Source organism: Mycolicibacterium septicum DSM 44393 (assembly GCF_000455325.1).
In the GTDB taxonomy this organism is placed as follows: Bacteria; Actinomycetota; Actinomycetes; order Mycobacteriales; family Mycobacteriaceae; genus Mycobacterium; species Mycobacterium septicum.
The window spans coordinates 1,774,867-1,793,754 of the sequence record NZ_HG322951.1; the positions used below are offsets into that span (position 1 = coordinate 1,774,867).

An 18,888-nucleotide genomic window follows, 5' to 3' on the forward strand; every position below is an offset into this window, starting at 1 on the left:
ACCGAGCCGACCCGATGATCACCGGAGAGCAGCAGGAACGAGCCCATCGCGATGGCATGTCCGGTCGCGGCCATGATCACCGGCACCGGGAAGGTCAGACACCGCACCGATAGCTCGAAGCCTCCGGCGAGCATGGCCAGGGTCGCCGCCGGATCGCCGGCCGAGAACACGCTCAGGTCGAACCCGCCGCTGAACACCTTCGAATTGCCCGCCAGCACCACGGCTTTCACGTCGCCGGCAGCCGCGCCTGCGGCCGCCTGATCCAGCGCCGCGTTGATCTCGGCCTGCATCGCAGGCGACAGTGCGTTGACTTTGCCGTCGTCCATCGTGATCGTGGCCACGGCATCGTTGAGCTCGTAGCTCACCAGGCTGCTCATCGCACTGATGCTAGCGAGTGGCCTCAGGCCCGATGACGCCTGCCGGAGGTTGCCGCCGGTTTGATCAGGTCGGTCTCGGGATCGTCATCGTCGTAATCGTCGTCGTCATCGTCATGACTGGCCTCGTACCGGTCGCGCCAGCGGGACCGCACCTCGGTGCCCAGGGCATTGATGCGGTTGATCTCGTTCCGCAGCGTCTGCTCGTCGGACTCCTTGGCCGCGTACTGGAAATAGGTCAGCACACCGCGCAACAACTCCAGCTTCTGCTTCTCCCGGCGCGCCTGGTCATGGGTGGTCAGCAGCTCCATGCGGTCCACCGGCGGCAGCGTCGCCCAATCCAGCACCGCGGTGTTGCGCAGCTTGCGGCCGCTGGGCTTGCCGGGTGAGCCCGGCTCGTCGTAGTAGGTGACCGCGCCGTCGAAGCGGGACGCGATCGCCTCGCCCAACTGCTTGCGGTCCAGCGCCGAATCCCACACGATGCGCCACTCCTGCGACGGCGCCAGGTACGGGATCTCGGCGGGCAGGTTCAACGGCACGATGTCGACGAAGTTGTCGTCGTAGGAGCTCTCGTACTTGCCGACCGTCGGCGGGTTCGCGAACTCGAACCGCAAACCGTAGGCCGGCCGTTGCCCGTAGTTGCGGACGACGAGTTCGACCAGGTGCCAATCGGCACTGCTGGGCTCCATGAACATCGACACGTTCGGCTGAGTCAGCTCGGCCTGCCGCTCCTTGGCCTTCAGATACTGCCGCCACGCATAGATCAGCGCGATGACGACGACGATGATCGCCACCCATGCTGCGAGCGCAGTCCACGCACCCGGTTCGAAACTAGCCAACTCACGCCCCCGCTCCGTGACTGAATCGATGATCCCCACCAAGTGGGTATATCACGGACATCAGGTGCGGGCAGCGGTCCGGCTCAGCAAACTCTGGCCAAAACCGGCCGTCTCACGAGGCGATGGCGGTGAGGATGTCGCGCTGCACGGTCGGGGTCACCGGCCTGTGCACCAACCGCTCACCACGGGCCAGCCACTCGGTATCGGCCCATTCGATACGCGCGGGCAGTCGCCGCCAATAGTGCGGGTGCGAACGCAGGTACACCTCGACACTCGCGTGCACCTTCGCGTCCAGCGGCGCCCGGCACCGACCGATCGCCGATGCGGTCCCGGCCAGAGCGTCGACGTCGGTGGGGCAGGCTGTGTTGTCGACGACGTGCAGCCCGGCGGCGATGGCCCCGTCCAGCATCCAGTCCAGGGCGATGTCGGCCAGTGGCCAGCACGCACCCGTGCCACCGGTGACGTCGCAGCGGGCTCCCCGGAACCAGACTTCGTCGAGGCGCTCGCTGTACCGCACGGTCCGGCGCCCGCCGTCCACGCCCACCGCATGCCGGCCCGATTCCACCGTCGGCAGCGGACCCATCTGCTGTTTGGTGCCCGGAGTGGCCGTCGCGTTCCACAGTCCGACGAACCGCACCGGCACCGCGGGGTCGCGGTCGCCGACGAGTTGCGCCGCCAGCACCCTGATCTGCCGCCAATCCTGTGGGGTGCGCGGGGTGCGGGGCAGTACGTAGGTGGCGAGCGCGTAGTCCAGTACGTCGTCGGAGTGGGCCGGCAACAGGCCGACCGTGCCGAGCAGGGTGGCCAGCTCGCCCGCGCGATGTCCGCCTTCGCCACCGCCGAACACGAAGATCCGGTCGCCTGGATCCCAGGCGTCCCCGAGGAATCGGTATGCCTCGACGATGGCGGCTCGGGCTTCGCTGACGGCATCGCCGCGGCGGCCCGGCGTGATTCTTCGGCCGTGTCGTATGGCCGTGCCGCTGTGATACCAGTTCAGCTGTTCGGTGTCGTCCAGCAACCGAAACAGCATCTCGGTATTCGAAGCGTCACGGAGCCCGGGATGTTCATCTGTGTGGTCGAAGCACAGCACGATGTTCTTCACGATGACCCCCGCCGGGACTGTCAACTACTGCTCAACTATTGCTGACAGTTACTTTGCCGGGTCCGCAAGCAGATGTCCTGAGTATTGCACTACTCGAATCGCGGAAAACGGTGCATAGTTCCTATTGCAACCGATTTGGCAACGAAATCCGTGGCAGTAGGTCGGTAGCAAGGTGCAATTGCCCCGTTGCGGCGGCGTTAATTCAGCGGATTCCGCATTTGGCCCGACTGAAACGATTCATCAGCCGCCCATCAACATGCGCCATTGGTCGAGGTTTGACGCCCGATACACGTAGTTGCTGCGTTTGACCTCATCGAGCGGGGCGCTCGGTTCTTCCGAGTACCAGTGCCCGGGGAAGACGGTGGGGTCTCCGGGCAGCTTGGCCAGCGCCTGGAGGCTGCGGAACATGTCGTCGACATTGCCGCCGGGAAAGTCGGTGCGCCCGCATCCGTCGAGGAACAACGTGTCCCCGGCGACCAGTCGGCCGCCCAACAGGAAGCACTGGCTGCCCGGGGTGTGACCGGGAGTGTGGAGTAGCTCGATCTCCACCGCGCCGACCGAAACCTTGTCGCCGTGCACGTGCTCGGTCAGCTCGCTCTGCGCGATCCCGGTGACCTGGGAGACCCAGTTGGCCTCGTGGGTGTTGACGTGGACCGGCACGCTCTGGCGTTCCAGCAGCTCGGCGAGGCCCTTGAGGGAGAAGCCCGCCATCGTGCCGCCGACGTGGTCGGGGTGGTGATGGGTGACCAGCACGCCGGACAGGTGCATGCCGTCGTTCTCGAGCGCGTCGACCAGATCGTTGGCCGCATACGCGGGGTCGACGACCACGGCATCGCCGGTCTCGCGGTCGCCGATCAGGTACGAGAAGTTGCGCATCTGCTGGGCGATCACGTCGCCGGCCGCGTAGTCGCGACCTGACAACAACTGCCGGAAGTACAAGCGGTCATCAACCGTGGGCTCGGACATCAGTCAAGACTATTGCGGCCCGGTTCGGGCATCCTCGCAGGTCTAAAAACCGCACGTCATGACGTGTTTGAACCCACATCCAATAAAACTCGCATCAAAAATGCGGAATTACTAGCGTGATCGGTATGCACCTCACCCGGTTCACCGACCTAGGACTGCGCACGCTGATGCTGCTGGCCTCGGGTGAGTCCGAGGACCGCCGCATCACCACCCGCACCATCGCGTCAGGGGCCAACGCGTCGGAGCATCACGTCGCCAAGGCGGTGTCCAAGCTGTCCGAGCTGGGCATGGTGCACGCCCGGCGGGGCCGGGTCGGGGGACTGATGCTCACCGACGCCGGGCGCAACGCCTCGATCGGCTGGCTGGTGCGCGAACTCGAAGGTGATCGCGAGGTCATCGAATGCGGCGGGGATTCCCCGTGTCCGCTCATCGCGGCCTGCCGGCTCCGCCGCGTGCTGGCCGACGCCAAGGAGGCGTTCTACCGGGAGCTCGACCGCTACACCGTGACAGACCTGACGGCAGACAACCGCCTGCCGATTGTTTTGCAACTCACAACCGAAGGGAATCTCCGATGACCGTCACCAGCCCCGAGCCGTCTGCGGTACGCGACGAACTGGAGCCGCACCACGCCGAGATCGTCTCGGCGACACTGCCTCTCATCGGCGCGCACATCGACGAGATCACTTCGGAGTTCTACCGGCGGCTGTTTGCCAACCACCCCGAGTTGCTGCGCAACCTGTTCAACCGCGGCAACCAGGCCCAGGGTGCCCAGCAGCGCGCACTGGCGGCCTCGATCGCCACGTTCGCCACCCACCTGGTCAACCCGGACCTGCCGCATCCGTCGGCCCTGCTGGCGCGCATCGGTCACAAGCACGCCTCGCTCGGCATCACCGCCGACCAGTACCCGATCGTGCACGACAACCTGTTCGCCGCGATCGTGGAGGTGCTCGGTGCGGAGACCGTGACCGCCGAGGTGGCCGAGGCCTGGGACCGGGTCTACTGGATCATGGCCGACACCCTGATCGCGCTGGAGCGGGATCTGTACGCGGGTGCCGGCGTCGAACCCGGTGACGTCTTCCGGCGCCTGCGCGTCGTCTCCCGCGTCGACGATCCGTCCGGTGCGGTGCTCGTCACGGTCCGCGCCGCCGAGCCCGTCAACTTCGCCGCCGGACAGTACGTATCGGTCGGCGTGACGCTGCCCGACGGTGCCCGTCAGCTACGCCAGTACAGCCTGGTCGGCGCACCCGGGTCCACCGATCTGACGTTTGCGGTCAAGCCGGTGGACGCCGTCGCGGACCAGCCCGCGGGCGAGGTGTCGTCGTGGATCCGGGCCAACCTCTGCGTCGGCGACCTGCTCGACGTCACGGTGCCCTTCGGCGACCTGTACAACGGCGGCCGGCCCGACGGCCCGCTGGTGCTGGTGTCGGCGGGGATCGGGGTCACCCCGATGGTCGGCATCCTGGAGTTCCTGGCCGCCGAGGCACCCGACACCCACGTGCGGGTCCTGCACGCCGACCGCAGCGACAACGGTCACCCGCTGCGGGAACGTCAGCACGAGCTGATCGACGCACTGCCCAACGCGAGCCTCGACCTCTGGTACGAGGACGGCGTCACCGGAGGGGCGGCCGGTGTACACGCCGGCCTGCTCAAGCTCGACGGCATCGAACTGCCCGCCGACGCCGCCTACTACCTGTGCGGCGGGGCCGGCTTCGTCGAGGCGGTCCGCACCCAGCTGACCGGGCGCGGCGTCGCCGTCGAGCGGGTGCATTGCGAGCTGTTCGCACCCAACGATTGGCTCCTGGACTAGCCGACCAGGGAAAATAGCTCCTCGGCGGCCGCGTTGACCTGCGGTTTGGTGCGGCTGCCGGGGAGGTTGTACCCTCTTTAAGGCCCCGCAGCCGCAACGCCGCGGGGACAAGCCCCCTTAGCTCAGTCGGCAGAGCGTTTCCATGGTAAGGAAAAGGTCAACGGTTCGATTCCGTTAGGGGGCTCGGTGGACGCCAGGCGAGCGAAGCGACGCGGGAGTATCCGGACGTGGAGCCCCACCTGGGACCCTCCGGGGCGGTGTAGCTCAGCTGGTTAGAGCGCACGACTCATAATCGTGAGGTCGGGAGATCGAGCCTCCCCACCGCTACAGGAACATCAAAAGCAGAGCGTGATTTTGAGCAGGGAGAACTGACGTGGCGTCGAGTACCGACGTACGGCCGAAGATCACTTTGGCGTGCGAGGTGTGCAAGCACCGCAACTACATCACCAAGAAGAACCGCCGCAACGATCCCGACCGGCTCGAGATCAAGAAGTTCTGCCCGAACTGCGGCACGCACCAGCCGCACAAAGAGTCGCGGTAGCCATTCGCTGTGGCTCTTTCGACCAGCATCGTCGGGATGCACTACCGGCATCCTGAGCACTACGAGGTCGGGCGCGAGAAGATCCGCGAACACGCGATCGCGGTCAAGAACGATGGTGCGTTCTACCACGACGAGGCTGCCGCAGCCGAGCTCGGATACGACTCGGTGCTGGCGCCGCTGACCTTCATCTGCATTTTCGGTTACCAGGCGCAGTGGGCCTTCTTCGAGTGGGCCGAGATCGGCATCCAGGATGCTCAGATCGTCCAGGTCGACCAGGAGCTGAAGTTCCACAAGCCGGTCAAGGCCGGCGACAAGCTGTACTGCGACGTCTACGTGCATTCCGTGCGCAAGGCGCACGGCACCGACATCATCGTGACCAAGAACATCATCACCAATGACAATGGTGAGGTGGTCCAGGAGGCCTACACGACCCTGGCGGGGCGTGCGGGCGACGGAGAAGAGGGTTTTAACTGATGGCGCTGCGCGAGTTCAGTTCGGTCAAGGTCGGCGACACGCTCCCCGAGCGGGTGATCCCGCTGACCCGTGGAGATCTGGTCAACTACGCCGGTGTGTCCGGTGACCTCAACCCGATCCACTGGGACGACGAGATCGCCAAGCAGGTCGGCCTCGACACCGCGATCGCCCACGGCATGCTGACCATGGGCCTTGGCGGCGGCTACGTCACCGAATGGGTCGGCGACCCGGCCGCGGTGACCGAGTACAACGTCCGCTTCACCGCGGTGGTGCCGGTGCCCAACGACGGTGTCGGCGCCGAGATCGTCTTCAACGGACGCGTGAAGTCCGTGGATCCCGAAGCGAAACTGGTCACCGTCGCCATCTCGGCGACCGCAGGCGGAAAGAAGATCTTCGGGCGGGCCATAGCGACCGCGAAACTGGCGTAAGGAGTTCTGGGCCATGGCACTCAAGGCTGACATCCGGGGAATGGTCTGGAAGTATCCGCACCCGTTCCTGATCGGCCGCGAGCAGATCCGTCAGTACGCCAAGGCCGTCAAGGCCATGGACCCGGCCAGCCACGACGAGGCTGCCGCCGCCGAACTCGGCCATGACGCCCTGGTCGCCCCGCTGACTTTCGCCTCAACGCTGGCGCTGCTGGTGCAGGAGCACTTCTTCCAGAACGTCGACATCGGCATGGAAACCAAGCAGATCGTCCAGGTGGACCAGAAGTTCGTGTACCGCAAGCCGCTCAAGGCCGGCGATCAGCTGCACGCCGTCATGGAGATCACCTCTGTCGAGGAGCGCTTCGGCGCCGACATCGTCGTCACCCACAACGTCTGCACCGATGACGACGGGGCAGTGGTCCTTGAGGCGATCACCACGATGATGGGTCACGACGCCGACGATTCCATCCAGGTGAAGTGGGATCCGGAAACCGGCAAGGTCGTGCGGAAGGCCGCCGGGGAGTAGCAATCGATTAGTAGATGGCACCTACGCCGGGGTACACTCGGCATTCGGGGTTTTTCCCATTTCAGCGCGCTGTCCGTCGGCTTTACCATCGAACGGGCCGCGCGCGAATTGTGTAAGCCTCGACGCAGTACGGTGACGAAAGCGCCAGAAAGTCACCAACAGAGGGGCGTAGCTCAACTGGCAGAGCAGCGGTCTCCAAAACCGCAGGTTGCAGGTTCAAGTCCTGTCGCCCCTGCTCAAACTGAATACTCGACAACGTGTGGACACTGGAAGGTGAACACACAAACCAGGATGAAAGGCATGCGGTGAGCGACGAGCGCGAAGGTGCCGGCTCCGCAGACGACACTGGAACCGACGCTGGCACCGACACCGGGGCAACGGACACCACCCACGGCCAGACCGCTGTGGTGACCCGGCCGCTGCGCCCGACCGGCAAGCGGACCCGTCGTGGCGTGGCTGCTGAGGCCGACGGTGACGAGGCCGCCGAGGGCGACGCGTCGGGCGACGACGTCGAGGCCGACTCCGGTAAGTCGAAGAAGGCCAAGAAGAACGCGAAGGCCACGAAGGCCGGGCCGTCGCGGAACCCGATCATGTTCGTCGTCAACTACCTGCGGCAGGTCGTTGCCGAGCTCCGCAAGGTGATCTGGCCGAACCGCAAGCAGATGGTCAGCTACACCACGGTGGTGCTGGTCTTCCTGGTGTTCATGGTTGCGCTGATCTCCGGCGCCGACCTTGGACTGGCGCGGCTGGTGTCGCTGGTGTTCGGCACCTGATCCGGAATTTGAGAGAGGACTGACAACGTGACCACGTTCGACGGCGACGAGACGGTCGCCGACGAGACCGTTGACGTCGACGGCGTCGAGTCGCAGACCGACGATTCGGCCGAGGGCCAGGAGGCCGTCGAGGCCGCAACGGTCGACGAAACCGAAACGCCGGAAGCCGAGGTCGCCGAAGAGGCGGCTGAGGCACCTGCAGCGGACGAAGCCGACGAAGACGAGGACCCGGCAGTCGCGCTCAAGAAGGAACTGCGACTCAAGCCAGGTGACTGGTACGTCATCCACTCTTACGCCGGTTACGAGAACAAGGTGAAAGCCAACCTCGAGACCCGCGTGCAGAACCTTGACGTCGGCGATTACATCTTCCAGGTCGAGGTGCCCACCGAAGAGGTCACCGAGATCAAGAACGGCCAGCGCAAGCAGGTCAACCGCAAGGTGCTGCCGGGCTACATCCTGGTGCGCATGGAACTGAACGACGAGTCGTGGGGCGCAGTGCGCAACACCCCGGGTGTCACCGGTTTCGTCGGCGCCACCTCGCGGCCGTCCCCGCTGTCGCTGAACGACGTGGTGAAGTTCCTGCTGCCGCAGGGCGCGGCCAAGAAGCCCGCCAAGTCCAGCGCCGCCGCCGCGGCCGGTGCCAGCACCGAGGCCACCTTGGAACGTCCCGAGATCCTGGTCGATTTCGAGGTCGGCGAGTCCGTCACCGTCATGGACGGCCCGTTCGCGACGCTGCCCGCCTCCATCAGCGAGGTCAACGCCGAGCAGCAGAAGCTCAAGGTGCTGGTGTCCATCTTCGGCCGCGAGACACCTGTCGAACTGACCTTCAACCAGGTCTCAAAGATTTAGTCGCCACAGCGGCTAGAAACAACGGGCGTTTCACGCCCTTGGATGAGCAAGTAAAGGAACACCAGAAGCATGGCCCCGAAGAAAAAGGTCGCCGGGCTCATCAAGCTGCAGATCCAGGCCGGGCAGGCCAACCCCGCCCCGCCGGTCGGTCCTGCACTTGGCCAGCACGGCGTCAACATCATGGAGTTCTGCAAGGCGTACAACGCCGCGACCGAGTCGCAGCGCGGGAACGTCATCCCCGTGGAGATCACCGTCTACGAGGACCGCAGCTTCACTTTCGCACTGAAGACCCCGCCCGCCGCCAGGCTGCTGCTCAAGGCCGCCGGTGTGCCCAAGGGTTCGGGCGAGCCGCACAAGACCAAGGTCGCCAAGGTGACCTGGGACCAGGTGCGCGAGATCGCTGAGACCAAGAAGGCCGATCTCAACGCCAACGACATCGACGCCGCGGCGAAGATCATCGCCGGGACCGCCCGCTCCATGGGCATCACCGTCGAATAACTCGGAACGCGTGGCAGGGCTGGCATCGGCCCGCAGGACCACGACTCCAACAGACACGATTGGATTCACAATGAGCAAGAACAGCAAGGCATACCGCGAAGCCGCGGAGAAGGTCGACCGGGACAAGCTCTACACCCCGCTCGAGGCCGCGAAGCTGGCCAAGGAGACCTCCTCCAAGAAGCAGGACGCCACCGTCGAGGTCGCCATCCGCCTCGGCGTCGACCCCCGCAAGGCTGACCAGATGGTCCGCGGCACCGTCAACCTGCCCCACGGCACCGGTAAGACCGCCCGCGTCGCCGTGTTCGCCGTCGGTGAGAAGGCCGAGCAGGCACTGGCCGCCGGCGCCGACGTCGTCGGCAGCGACGACCTGATCGAGAAGATCCAGGGCGGTTTCCTGGACTTCGACGCCGCGATCGCCACCCCGGATCAGATGGCCAAGGTCGGTCGGATCGCCCGCGTGCTGGGCCCGCGCGGTCTGATGCCGAACCCCAAGACCGGCACCGTCACTCCCGATGTCACCAAGGCTGTGGCCGACATCAAGGGCGGCAAGATCAACTTCCGCGTCGACAAGCAGGCCAACCTGCATTTCGTGATCGGCAAGGCGTCCTTCGACGAGGCCAAGCTGGCCGAGAACTACGGCGCCGCCCTCGACGAGGTGCTGCGGGCCAAGCCGTCGTCCTCGAAGGGTCGTTACCTCAAGAAGGTGACCGTCTCCACCACCACGGGCCCGGGCATCCCGGTTGACCCGTCGGTGACCCGGAACTTCACGGAGGCGTAGCGCAGCGGAGCCGACCATCGGCTCTGTGGCGTAGTCCGTCTGTCCAGTGGCCAGTTACGGCACAAGATTCTCTGAATCGCGTGTCATAACTGGCCATTCGGCGTTTCTGGAGCGCATTCGGCGAGCCGGCGCCGCATGAAGGCCCGGGCCGGCTCGGACCCGGAGCCTTCGCCCTCAAGTGCGATGCGGTACCAGCGCCGGGCCTCCTCCAAGCGGCCGGCCCGACGCAGAAGATCCGCGCGGATCGGCGCCACCGCATTGGTGCGGGCCAGCCGCGGATCGTCGGCCACTTCGTCGAGTGCGGCCAGGCCGGCCCCGAAGCCGTCGCGAAAGCCAACGGCGAGTGCGCGATTGGCGCGCACGACGGGGGAGTCCGTCATCGCGGCCAACCGGTCGTAGGCCAGGCAGATGGTGGCCCAGTCGGTGTGCTGCCAGGTGGGAGCGGTGGCGTGCAGCGCCGCGATCACCGCTTGCGGGAGATATGTGCCGGGTGCGCCTTCGGCCAAGCGCAACTGCTCCAGGCCCCGCGCGATACGTCCCCGATCCCAATGACTGCGGTCCTGCTCGTCCAGCGGTATCAGCGCACCGCCCTCGTCCACCCGGGTGCGACGGCGCGAATCATGCAGCAGCACAAGCGCTGCGAGCGCGCGGGCATCCTGGTTGTCCGGCATCAACGCGCACAGTTCGCCGGCGAGCCGGACACCCTCGTCGCAGAGTTCGTCGCGGATGGCCGACGGTCCGCCGGTCGACCAGTAGCCCTCGGTGAACACCGAATAGATACAGCCGAGCACATGTGGTGTGCGCTCCTCCAGAAGGTCCGGTGGCGGCACCCGCAGCGGGATGTTGGCCTGCCGAATCTTGTTCTTGGCCCGGGTGATTCGCTGCCCGACGGCGGCGTCGGACTGCAGCAGGGCGCGGGCGATCTCGGTGACGGTGAGCCCCGAGATCAGCCGCAGCGTGAGGGCCAGCTGCGAACTGCGGTCCAGCGCAGGGTGAGCGCAGGTGAACATCATCCGCAGCTCGTCATCGCGCACCGGGTGCAGCTCGGCATCGCCGCCCGACGCGCTCACCTGCTCGTACACCGCTGCGAGTTCCTTTCCGGGACGGGAAGATTCACGCCGCAGCCGGTCCAGGGCGCGGTTGCGCGCCACCGTGATCAACCACGCGCCGGGATTGGCGGGCACACCCTCGGCGGGCCATGTCTGCAGCGCCTGCGCACAGGCCTCCTGGACGGCGTCCTCGGCAACGGTGAGGTCACCCGACCAGCGGGCGATGGTGGCAACCACCGGGCCCCACTCGCGCCGGAAGACGCCGTCCAGCTGGGTCACCGAGGACTACAGGCCCGAGACGCCCGCCAACTGGCGGACCTCGATGGCCGATGCGGGGATCATCGACGCCAGTTTGACCGCCTCCTCACGATCGGAGGCACGCAGCACATAGAAGCCGTTGGCCACCTCGGCACCTTCGATGTAGGGCCCGTCGGTCAGCAGCACCTTGCCGTCGCGCACGCGCACCGTCGTCGCGGTGGTCGGCGGATGCAGCGGCGCGCCCGACAGCGTCCTGTCGCCGATGGTCTTGGCGAGTTCGCCGTGCTTGGCCGCCTGCGCGTTCCAGTCGTCGGTTCCGGGCGTGTTGACGTCCTCGGGCCGCTCCAGCAGCAGGGCCAGCCAGTCATTGCCCAGCGGCTGCTCGGGGGCCTGCCAGTGGACCATCGGCCACACCTCGACCGCGCCGAAATGGGCGACCGGGATTTCGCGGGCCAATGCGAGGGCGTCATCGAGATTGTCGGCCTCGAACACGTAGTAACCGCAGGCGACCTCGGCACCCTCGGCGAACGGGCCGTCGGTGACCGTCGGGTTGTCCGGCCCACCGGCGATGCGGGTGGCGGCGGCGGACTTGTCCAGCGCGTCGCCGGCCCGGATCGCCGACGCCGCCTTGGCGTGGAAAGCCTGGAAGGCAGCCATGCCCTCGGCTGCCTCGTCGGGGGCGAGTTCCACGTCGCGGCTGATCAGTAAAGCGAAGTAATGCATCGTCATCTCCCGGCGTCAGCGAGTGGGAACCCTCTGTTCCACTCTCTACCTATCCGACGAACGACGGTGCCGGGATCCGACAGACCGCGCGAGATTACTTCTGACTACTTCTCGCTACTTCTGCAGCGTGAACTGATGCACGCTGATGTGGCCCGAGGCGAAGTACTTCTGGCAGCCGTTGAGGTACTTGTCGTAGCGGTCGTAGACCTCTTGGCCCTGGATCGCGATGGCCTCGTCCTTGTGGGCCTCGAGCGCGTCGGCCCAGATCTTGAGGGTCCGGACGTAGTGCGGTCCGATCTCCTGCAGCTGGGTGACCTTGAACCCGGCCTCGGTCGCCTTTTCCTCCTCCATCGTCACCGAGGGCAGCCGGCCGCCGGGGAAGATCTCGGTCATGATGAACCGGGCGAACCGGGCGTCGTCGAACGTCATGTGCAGGCCGAGCTTCTGGCCCTGCCGCAGGTCGAACCCCGTGATGTTGTGCAGCAGCATGGTGCCGTCGTCGGGCAGCGCGTTGTAGGCCGTCTCGAAGAACGCCGGATACCGCTCGAATCCGAAATGCTCGAACGCGCCGATCGACACGATGCGGTCGACCTTGTCGTTGAATTCTTCCCAGCCCTGCAGCCGAACCTCGACATTGCGCTCGGTGGGCACCTTGGAGAGCTTTTCGATGGCGTATTCACGCTGCTCGCCACTCAGCGTCAGGCCGATGACATTGACGTCGTACTTCTCGATCGCCCGCGCCATGCACGCGCCCCAGCCGCAGCCGATGTCCAGCAGCGTCATCCCCGGTTCGAGGCCCAGCTTGCCGAGCGCCAGATCGAACTTCGCGATCTGGGCCTCGTCGCCGGTCATGTCCTCGCGCTCGAAATAGCCGCATGTATAGCCCATTGTCGGGCCTAGAAACAGTTCGTAGAATTCGTTGGAAATGTCGTAGATCGACTGCAGTTCTTCATATTTCGGTGTCAATTTGGACATATTCGATATGCTCCAAGCCTTAGAGTTCTCCCCGCGGATCTCAGGGTACCGCAGCCATCGGCCACCATCCTGTTGCCGCTACCGTCAATGAATTTCGTCGGCAAACAAAATTCCCTCGCAGCAAGAGAATTTGTCCGGCGTTGCCTGCGGAGATGCCTCGGGTGGTGTCTCGTTGGCGAAGGAAATCAACCCGCGACATGCAGGGTGAACTGATTGACGTCGATGTACCCGGTCCGGAAGCTGCTCGCGCAGCCCGTCAGGTAGCGCATGTACCGGTCGTAGACTTCCTGCGACTGGATCGCGATGGCCTCGTCGCGACGTTCCTGCAGGTTGGCTGCCCAGATGTCGAGGGTGCGCGCATAGTGCGACTGCAGGGACTGCCGCCGGGTCAGGGTGAACGCGGCCCGGGCGGAGTGCTCCTCGACCATCTCGATCGACGGCAGCCGCCCACCGGGGAAGATCTCGGTCACCATGAACTTGACGAACCGGGCGAATTCGAACGACAGCGGCATCCCGCGGTCGATGATCTGCTGCGGTTTCAATCCGGTGATCGTGTGCAAGAGCATCACGCCGTCGGTGGGCAGGGCATCGTGGGCGAAGCGGAAGAAGTCGTCGTAGCGGTCGTGGCCGAAATGTTCGAACGCGCCGATCGAGACGATGCGATCCACGGGCTGGTCGAACTGTTCCCAGCCGGCCAGCAGCACCTGCTTGGAGCGGGGGCTTTCGGACTCGTCGAACCTCCGCTGCACATGGGCGGCCTGGTTGCGGCTGAGGGTGAGGCCGACGACGTTGACGTCGTAGCGCTCGATCGCGCGCATAACCGTTGCGCCCCAACCACATCCGACATCGAGCAAGGTCATCCCCGGTTGTAGACCGAGCTTGCCCAATGCCAGGTCGATCTTCGCCAGCTGGGCTTCCTCGAGCGACATGTCCTCGCGCTCGAAGTACGCGCAGCTATAAGTCCTGCTCGCGTCCAGGAAGAGCGCGAAAAAATCGTCGGACAGGTCGTAATGGGCTTGTACGTCGTCGAAATGGGGTTTGAGTTGGTCAGGATTTTTGGCCATGCGGCGCCTATCGGGAGGAGTCCCACCGGCGAGAGCTGCGCTATGCCACGTCTTGACCTAGCCGCCCCCCCAGACTGCTGCACTGAAGCGTAGATGCAGTTCGGCCAGCTACCGAGTTTTCAGGCCCCGGCAAAGGGGTGATCGCGATATTAACGTTGCGGATGCAGAAACTAGGCGGAGTCGGCGAAGTTCGTCTTGAGCTCGCCGACGATCTCGTCCCACACCGGTTCCGGTAGCTCGTGGCCCATCCCGTCGATCAACACGAGGCGGGCACCGGCGATCGCGCGGGCCACCGCGCGGCCGCCGAACGGTCGCATCAGCCGGTCGGAGCGACCGTGGATCACCACGGTCGGCGCGCTGATCCGCTTGTCGTGGTGGCGCAGGCTGCCGCTGCCGAGAATGGCATCGAAATGCCGGGCGATGCCGGCGGGGTAGTAGGCGCGGTCGTACAGCTCGGCGGCCTGGGCCCGGATCTCCTCTTCGGGAGTGGGGTAGCCGGGGCTGCCGTTGATCCTGCTGATCCGAACGGCGTTGTCGATGATGGCTTCTCGCGACGAATTCGCGGGCGGGCCGGTGATCACCGACAGCAGCTGCTTGATGCCGGGCGGCGGCAGCAGCGGCTGGTTGTTGCTGGAGAAGATCACCGCCAGCGACTTGGTGCGCTGCGCGTACCGGGCCGCGAACACCTGGGCGATCATGCCGCCCATCGAGCCGCCGACGATGTGGGCGTTGTCGATGTCGAGGTGATCGAGCAGGGCGGCAGCGTCATCGGCGACGTCTTCGAGCGTGTAGACCGACGGACTGCGCAGGCCCAGAAACGACCGGGCCATCCGCACCGACAGCGGGGAGTCCACCCGCCGGCCGGACAACTTTGTGGACAGGCCCACGTCACGGTTGTCGTACCGGATGACCCGCAACCCCTGGCTCACCAGTTTTTCGCAGAAACCGGTGCGCCACAACAGCATCTGCGCACCCAGGCCCATGATCAGCAGCACGGCCGGATCGTTCGGGTCACCCATGTCCTCGTAGTAGAGGTCGACGTCGCCGGGTTCCGCGGATGACTTGGCGAATCCGGACCGCACCTTCATGCCGGCCACTCAGTCCTCGATCCCGTCGTCGGGACCGGCTGAATCCTTGTGTTCGCGGCTGATATCCACCATGAAGTTGGCGAAGTACCCGGTGAGCTGGGGGTCGTTCATCATCTGCCACGTCGGTGCCAGCAGCTTCATGTAGCGCTCGACGTAGAGGAACTGCTTGCCGATCAACACCAGTTCGCGGGGCAGTTTGACGTCGTAGGCATCGGCCAGCGCCGAGAGTTGCTTGCCGATTTCGGCGTAGGACATATCCCCGAGCGACTTCATCGTGAGCGGGGTAGCGAACTTTTCCAGGTCCTTGGCGGCCTGCGCTTCGGGCTTCACCGTCCCCACCGCCCCCATCAGCACCACGATCTTGCCCGCGGCCGCATGGTCCTTCTTGACCAGCAGCGCGAACACGAGCTCACGCAACAGCCACCGGGTCCGCGGGTCGATGCGGCCCATGATGCCGAAGTCGAAGAACACGATCTTGCCCGCGTCGTCGACGTACAGATTGCCCGCGTGCAGGTCGCCGTGGAACAGGCCGTGCTTGAGGCCGCCCTCGAACACGCTGAACAGCAGGGCCTTGACCAGCTCGGTGCCGTCGAAGCCCTTCTTGCGGATGGCGGCCACGTCGTCGATACGCACGCCGGTGACCCGTTCCATCGTCAGCACCCGCTGGCTGGTCAGGTCCCAGTACACCTGGGGTACCCGGATGTTCTCGCCGAGCGGGGAGGCGTGCATGTGTGACACCCACGCGTCCATCGACTGGGCCTCCAACCGGAAGTCGAGCTCCTCGGCCAGATTGTCGGCGAAGTCGGCGACCACATCCTGAGCGGACAGCCGCCGGCCCAGCTTGGCGAGCTCCACGAGCTGCGCGCCCCGTTTGAGGATCTGCAGGTCGGCGGCGACGCGGCGACGGATTCCGGGGCGCTGGATCTTGACCACGACCTCCTCGCCGCTGTGCAGCGTGGCGTAGTGCACCTGCGCGATCGAGGCCGACGCGAACGGCTTCTCGTCGAAACTCTTGAACAGGTTCGTGGGCTCGTCGCCGAGTTCCTCGACGAAGAGTTTGTGCACCTCGTCGGTGTCGGCCGGTGGCACTCGGTCGAGCAGGCTGCGGAATTCGCGGCTCAGCGGCTCACCGAAGGCGCCGGGGCTCGACGCGATGATCTGGCCGAACTTGACGTACGTGGGACCCAGGTCGGAGAAGGTCTGCGGCACCTGCTTGATGATCTTGTGCTGCAGGGACCCTTTGCCGAACATGTTGGCGGCGACGCGGACCCCGGTACGGGTGATCTGCCATCCGGTGGCGCCGATACGGGCGGCCTCCACAGGCAGCGGCACCCGGCTCAACCTGGCGACCTCGCGGTGCTTGGTTTTCGGCGGCGTAGTGCTCATAGCTGCAGTGTCTCAAAGGCCACGGTGCGGCCAAAAACATCTGTGCCGTGAGTCACACCGATGCGAAACTCTCTTCGACCGCTTCGCGGCTGAGAATCGGGTCGCTGCCGGGCACGTAGGAGGGCTCGGTGTGCGGCACGGTGGTGCCGCCGGCGACCCGCTTCTGCGCCGCCCGGAACTCCATCGTGGTGCCCGCCGCGGTGTGCAGTCCGTTGATGATCGACCACACCAGAGCCCGCCGGCCCGCCCGTTCGATCGGCTTCGGATCGGTGTGCCCGATCAGCTGCTTGGCCCACGTCGGCATGGTGTCGCGGATCGCCCAGTCCACGGCGCTCTGCGGCATCGGCAGGTTGGGGCCGGTGGCCATGGCGGCCCCGTGGGTGAGCGCCAGCTTGGGCAGGTAGGAGTGCAGGCAATCCAGGGTCTCGGCCTTGGTTTCCGGCAGGTCGGTGCCGCCGAGGGCATGTCCGACGCGGATGAACTCCCCGTAATAACGGTCGAGTTTCTTACCGCGCAACGGGTTCGGGTGGTAGATCTCGTGCGCGGTGGCCAGCCCCCACACCACGGTCGCGTAGTTCCAGCGCAGCCAGTCCGGATCGTCGGCGTCGTAGGCCGCGCCGTCGGGGCGGGTGCCCTTGATGGTGTGGTGCATGGCGCGCACGGTCTTGGCCACCCGTTCGGCGGTCTCCGTGTTGCCGTAGGCGGTGCCGATGAAGAACGCGATGGAGTGGCCCAGCCGGACGGCTGCGCCCTGCGGGTCGATGACCGGAATGGCCGTGCCGTTCTCGTCGCGCTTGACCAGGCGCGAATGGTGCATGCCCATCCAATAGATCGACGGATCGAGGCGTTCGATGAAGGCCGCGCACTGCAGGCCGAAGATCAGCGCCTCGGTGTGGGAGTGGACATGCCAGACGGCGCTGCCCGGACCGAACCATCCCGGATCGCCCGCCGGCCCGGCGAACTCCATGCCACGGAAGTAGTGCTGACGAATGTCCTTGTCGAACTTCCGCTGCAGCATCTGCTCGAGCACCTGGTGCGGCATGTCCACCGTGGACCCCCTTCTGGTTACGTCTGTAGCCAGAATACATTTTGGGTACGGGTGTGACCAGATCTAGTCTGGAGGAATGTCCAGCCCGACTCGATGGGCCGGCGTCCCGCTGACGGACCGCCGTGCCGAACGCCGCGCGTTGCTCGTCGACGCGGCGTTCCGGCTGTTCGGGGACGGTGGGGAGGCGGCGACGTCGGTGCGCTCGGTCTGCCGCGAATGCGGCCTCAACACCCGCTACTTCTACGAGAGCTTCGCCGACACCGACGATCTGCTCGGTGCGGTGTACGACCAGGTGAACGCGGCACTGGCAGCCGATGTCGACGCGGCGATGACCGGGGCCGGGGACTCCCCTCGGGCCCGGACCCGTGCCGGAATCGCCGCCGTGCTGGGCTTCAGTTCGGCCGACCCGCGGCGGGGACGGGTGCTGTTCACCGACGCCAGGGCCAACCCCGTCCTGGCCGCCCGGCGCGCGGCGACCCAGGACCTGTTGCGCGAGGCCGTGCTGTCGGAGGGTGGCCGGCTCAATCCGGGTTCGGACCCGGTCGCCGCCCAGGTCGGCGCGGCCATGTACACGGGGGCAATGGCCGAGCTTGCCCAGCAGTGGCTGGGCGGGAACCTGGGCGACGACCTCGGAGTTGTGGTGGATTACGCGCTACGGCTGGTGCTCGGCAGCGGCGGCGGCGGTGCCGCCAGTTGAGCCCGGTGCCGCCAATTAGACTGCGGCAGGCCGCCAGCGCTTGATCCACTCGGTCTCGGGCCACTGCTCCTCGGCCGCGAGCAACTCGTACATCGTTGCGCGGTCGATGGATTCGCGGATGATGTCGGCATGGCCGGCGTGCCGGCTGAGTTCCTCGATCAGGTGCATGGCCACCCATCGCACCGACCAGTTGTCGACGTCCTGTGGGAACCATGGCACATCGTGGGGTACCGGAACGGCGGTGTCGAGGTCCCGTTCGGCGAAAACCCGTAGCGTCTCGGCGTTCTGGGCCTTGAACGCCTCGAGCAGGCCGGCGAGGGTCTCGTCCTCGCGCATCACGTGCAGATCGGCGTACTCGGCCGCCCGTTCCTCGAACGGACGGGGGTCCGGCGGCGGGAATTGCGGTGCATGCTCGGCGCGGTCGGCCCAGCCCTTCTGCACGGCGGTGACGTGCTTGATCAGGCCACCGACCGACAGCGCGCTCACCGACGGGGTGGATCGGGCCTGCTCATCGGTCAGGCCGTGCGCCACCGCGAGGAAGGCGTTCTGCTGAAAGGCGACGAACTCGATCAGGGTCTGGCGTTCGTCGGTGGCCGGCAGGGGCATTCCTGGCATGGCTCGGTTCTCCTTGATGTTGTGGGCTGTTTG

23 protein-coding genes and 3 tRNA genes are annotated in these 18,888 nt (G+C 65.9%); 14 read left to right on the forward strand and 12 right to left on the reverse strand.

The window, feature by feature from the left end; all coding sequences use genetic code 11:
- From TX88_RS35020 to TX88_RS08295, 4 genes are all read right to left on the reverse strand, one after another.
- On the reverse strand, positions 1–377 hold a 377-nt coding region (locus TX88_RS35020), incomplete at its 3' end, for a crotonase/enoyl-CoA hydratase family protein (protein WP_044515993.1).
- Between the two features lie 23 nt (positions 378–400).
- Positions 401–1,252: a DUF8453 domain-containing protein gene (locus TX88_RS08285; protein ID WP_049924876.1), complete on the reverse strand. Its 852-nt coding sequence runs from the start codon at positions 1,250–1,252 to the stop codon at positions 401–403.
- 73 nt (positions 1,253–1,325) lie between these two features.
- Entirely contained in the window at positions 1,326–2,315 is a 990-nt protein-coding gene (locus tag TX88_RS08290) for a phospholipase effector Tle1 domain-containing protein (RefSeq protein WP_044515994.1), read from the reverse strand.
- Positions 2,316–2,555: 240 nt separating this feature from the next.
- Positions 2,556–3,281, reverse strand: a complete 726-nt coding sequence (locus tag TX88_RS08295) for an MBL fold metallo-hydrolase (RefSeq protein WP_044515995.1) — start codon at positions 3,279–3,281, stop codon at positions 2,556–2,558.
- Between the two features lie 125 nt (positions 3,282–3,406).
- Between TX88_RS08295 and TX88_RS08300 the strand changes: the two genes are divergently transcribed.
- The 13 genes from TX88_RS08300 to rplA all read left to right on the forward strand — a co-directional run bounded on the left by TX88_RS08300 (position 3,407) and on the right by rplA (position 9,952).
- Positions 3,407–3,856, forward strand: coding sequence for an RrF2 family transcriptional regulator (locus tag TX88_RS08300; protein ID WP_044515997.1), 450 nt, complete (start codon positions 3,407–3,409; stop codon positions 3,854–3,856).
- Positions 3,853–5,088: a globin domain-containing protein gene (locus TX88_RS08305; protein ID WP_044515998.1), complete on the forward strand. Its 1,236-nt coding sequence runs from the start codon at positions 3,853–3,855 to the stop codon at positions 5,086–5,088. The genes TX88_RS08300 and TX88_RS08305 overlap by 4 nt, the downstream gene beginning before the upstream one ends.
- A gap of 111 nt (positions 5,089–5,199) precedes the next feature.
- Positions 5,200–5,272, forward strand: a tRNA-Thr gene (locus TX88_RS08310).
- A gap of 69 nt (positions 5,273–5,341) precedes the next feature.
- Positions 5,342–5,415 (forward strand) — tRNA-Met (locus TX88_RS08315).
- A gap of 46 nt (positions 5,416–5,461) precedes the next feature.
- Positions 5,462–5,629, forward strand: coding sequence for a 50S ribosomal protein L33 (gene rpmG / locus TX88_RS08320; protein WP_003881823.1), 168 nt, complete (start codon positions 5,462–5,464; stop codon positions 5,627–5,629).
- 9 nt (positions 5,630–5,638) lie between these two features.
- Complete coding sequence (gene hadA / locus TX88_RS08325) at positions 5,639–6,103, forward strand: (3R)-hydroxyacyl-ACP dehydratase subunit HadA (RefSeq protein WP_044516003.1); 465 nt, start codon at positions 5,639–5,641, stop codon at positions 6,101–6,103.
- A complete protein-coding gene (gene hadB / locus TX88_RS08330; protein WP_044516005.1) occupies positions 6,103–6,531 on the forward strand; it encodes a (3R)-hydroxyacyl-ACP dehydratase subunit HadB in 429 nt (142 codons plus the stop codon). The genes hadA and hadB overlap by 1 nt, the downstream gene beginning before the upstream one ends.
- Positions 6,532–6,544: 13 nt before the next feature.
- On the forward strand, positions 6,545–7,054 hold the full coding sequence (gene hadC / locus TX88_RS08335) for a (3R)-hydroxyacyl-ACP dehydratase subunit HadC (protein ID WP_044516006.1): 510 nt from the start codon (positions 6,545–6,547) through the stop codon (positions 7,052–7,054).
- Positions 7,055–7,216: 162 nt separating this feature from the next.
- Positions 7,217–7,289: transfer RNA gene (locus TX88_RS08340), tRNA-Trp, on the forward strand.
- A 70-nt stretch (positions 7,290–7,359) separates the two neighbouring features.
- A complete protein-coding gene (gene secE, locus TX88_RS08345; protein ID WP_044516008.1) occupies positions 7,360–7,827 on the forward strand; it encodes a preprotein translocase subunit SecE in 468 nt (155 codons plus the stop codon).
- Positions 7,828–7,854: 27 nt separating this feature from the next.
- On the forward strand, positions 7,855–8,676 hold the full coding sequence (nusG, locus tag TX88_RS08350) for a transcription termination/antitermination protein NusG (protein WP_044516010.1): 822 nt from the start codon (positions 7,855–7,857) through the stop codon (positions 8,674–8,676).
- A gap of 69 nt (positions 8,677–8,745) precedes the next feature.
- Positions 8,746–9,174, forward strand: a complete 429-nt coding sequence (gene rplK, locus TX88_RS08355) for a 50S ribosomal protein L11 (protein WP_044516011.1) — start codon at positions 8,746–8,748, stop codon at positions 9,172–9,174.
- Between the two features lie 70 nt (positions 9,175–9,244).
- Positions 9,245–9,952: a 50S ribosomal protein L1 gene (gene rplA / locus TX88_RS08360; RefSeq protein ID WP_044516013.1), complete on the forward strand. Its 708-nt coding sequence runs from the start codon at positions 9,245–9,247 to the stop codon at positions 9,950–9,952.
- 83 nt (positions 9,953–10,035) lie between these two features.
- On the opposite strand, the gene TX88_RS08365 is transcribed toward rplA, so the two are convergent.
- From TX88_RS08365 to TX88_RS08395, 7 genes are all read right to left on the reverse strand, one after another.
- Positions 10,036–11,280 carry an RNA polymerase sigma factor gene (locus TX88_RS08365; protein WP_044516014.1) on the reverse strand — a complete coding sequence of 415 codons (1,245 nt, stop codon included), beginning with the start codon at positions 11,278–11,280 and terminating at the stop codon, positions 10,036–10,038.
- Positions 11,281–11,286: 6 nt separating this feature from the next.
- A complete protein-coding gene (locus tag TX88_RS08370; protein ID WP_044519211.1) occupies positions 11,287–11,982 on the reverse strand; it encodes a YciI family protein in 696 nt (231 codons plus the stop codon).
- Between the two features lie 114 nt (positions 11,983–12,096).
- The gene (locus TX88_RS08375) at positions 12,097–12,957 is read right to left on the reverse strand and encodes a cyclopropane mycolic acid synthase family methyltransferase (protein ID WP_044516015.1); all 861 of its coding nucleotides are present in this window, start codon (positions 12,955–12,957) and stop codon (positions 12,097–12,099) included.
- Between the two features lie 185 nt (positions 12,958–13,142).
- Complete coding sequence (locus TX88_RS08380; protein ID WP_044516017.1) at positions 13,143–14,021, reverse strand: cyclopropane mycolic acid synthase family methyltransferase; 879 nt, start codon at positions 14,019–14,021, stop codon at positions 13,143–13,145.
- Positions 14,022–14,191: 170 nt separating this feature from the next.
- Complete coding sequence (locus TX88_RS08385) at positions 14,192–15,109, reverse strand: alpha/beta fold hydrolase (protein ID WP_044519212.1); 918 nt, start codon at positions 15,107–15,109, stop codon at positions 14,192–14,194.
- Positions 15,110–15,118: 9 nt separating this feature from the next.
- Entirely contained in the window at positions 15,119–16,495 is a 1,377-nt protein-coding gene (locus tag TX88_RS08390) for an ABC1 kinase family protein (protein WP_044516018.1), read from the reverse strand.
- 52 nt (positions 16,496–16,547) lie between these two features.
- On the reverse strand, positions 16,548–17,543 hold the full coding sequence (locus tag TX88_RS08395; RefSeq protein WP_044516020.1) for an oxygenase MpaB family protein: 996 nt from the start codon (positions 17,541–17,543) through the stop codon (positions 16,548–16,550).
- Positions 17,544–17,619: 76 nt separating this feature from the next.
- Between TX88_RS08395 and TX88_RS08400 the strand changes: the two genes are divergently transcribed.
- On the forward strand, positions 17,620–18,240 hold the full coding sequence (locus TX88_RS08400) for a TetR/AcrR family transcriptional regulator (RefSeq protein WP_044516021.1): 621 nt from the start codon (positions 17,620–17,622) through the stop codon (positions 18,238–18,240).
- Positions 18,241–18,255: 15 nt separating this feature from the next.
- Here the strand turns inward: TX88_RS08400 and TX88_RS08405 are convergent, their stop codons facing one another.
- On the reverse strand, positions 18,256–18,855 hold the full coding sequence (locus TX88_RS08405) for a DinB family protein (protein WP_044519213.1): 600 nt from the start codon (positions 18,853–18,855) through the stop codon (positions 18,256–18,258).
- Positions 18,856–18,888: the final 33 nt, after the last annotated feature.

Coding starts and splice junctions, on each gene's coding strand:
- TX88_RS08295 (WP_044515995.1), bottom strand. CDS start 3,281: ATGTCCGAGCCCACGGTTGATGACCGCTTGTACTTCCGGCAGTTGTTG.
- TX88_RS08300 (WP_044515997.1), top strand. CDS start 3,407: ATGCACCTCACCCGGTTCACCGACCTAGGACTGCGCACGCTGATGCTG.
- TX88_RS08305 (WP_044515998.1), top strand. CDS start 3,853: ATGACCGTCACCAGCCCCGAGCCGTCTGCGGTACGCGACGAACTGGAG.
- hadB (WP_044516005.1), top strand. CDS start 6,103: ATGGCGCTGCGCGAGTTCAGTTCGGTCAAGGTCGGCGACACGCTCCCC.
- hadC (WP_044516006.1), top strand. CDS start 6,545: ATGGCACTCAAGGCTGACATCCGGGGAATGGTCTGGAAGTATCCGCAC.
- rplK (WP_044516011.1), top strand. CDS start 8,746: ATGGCCCCGAAGAAAAAGGTCGCCGGGCTCATCAAGCTGCAGATCCAG.
- rplA (WP_044516013.1), top strand. CDS start 9,245: ATGAGCAAGAACAGCAAGGCATACCGCGAAGCCGCGGAGAAGGTCGAC.
- TX88_RS08370 (WP_044519211.1), bottom strand. CDS start 11,982: ATGCATTACTTCGCTTTACTGATCAGCCGCGACGTGGAACTCGCCCCC.
- TX88_RS08375 (WP_044516015.1), bottom strand. CDS start 12,957: ATGTCCAAATTGACACCGAAATATGAAGAACTGCAGTCGATCTACGAC.
- TX88_RS08380 (WP_044516017.1), bottom strand. CDS start 14,021: ATGGCCAAAAATCCTGACCAACTCAAACCCCATTTCGACGACGTACAA.
- TX88_RS08385 (WP_044519212.1), bottom strand. CDS start 15,109: ATGAAGGTGCGGTCCGGATTCGCCAAGTCATCCGCGGAACCCGGCGAC.
- TX88_RS08390 (WP_044516018.1), bottom strand. CDS start 16,495: ATGAGCACTACGCCGCCGAAAACCAAGCACCGCGAGGTCGCCAGGTTG.
- TX88_RS08400 (WP_044516021.1), top strand. CDS start 17,620: ATGTCCAGCCCGACTCGATGGGCCGGCGTCCCGCTGACGGACCGCCGT.
- TX88_RS08405 (WP_044519213.1), bottom strand. CDS start 18,855: ATGCCAGGAATGCCCCTGCCGGCCACCGACGAACGCCAGACCCTGATC.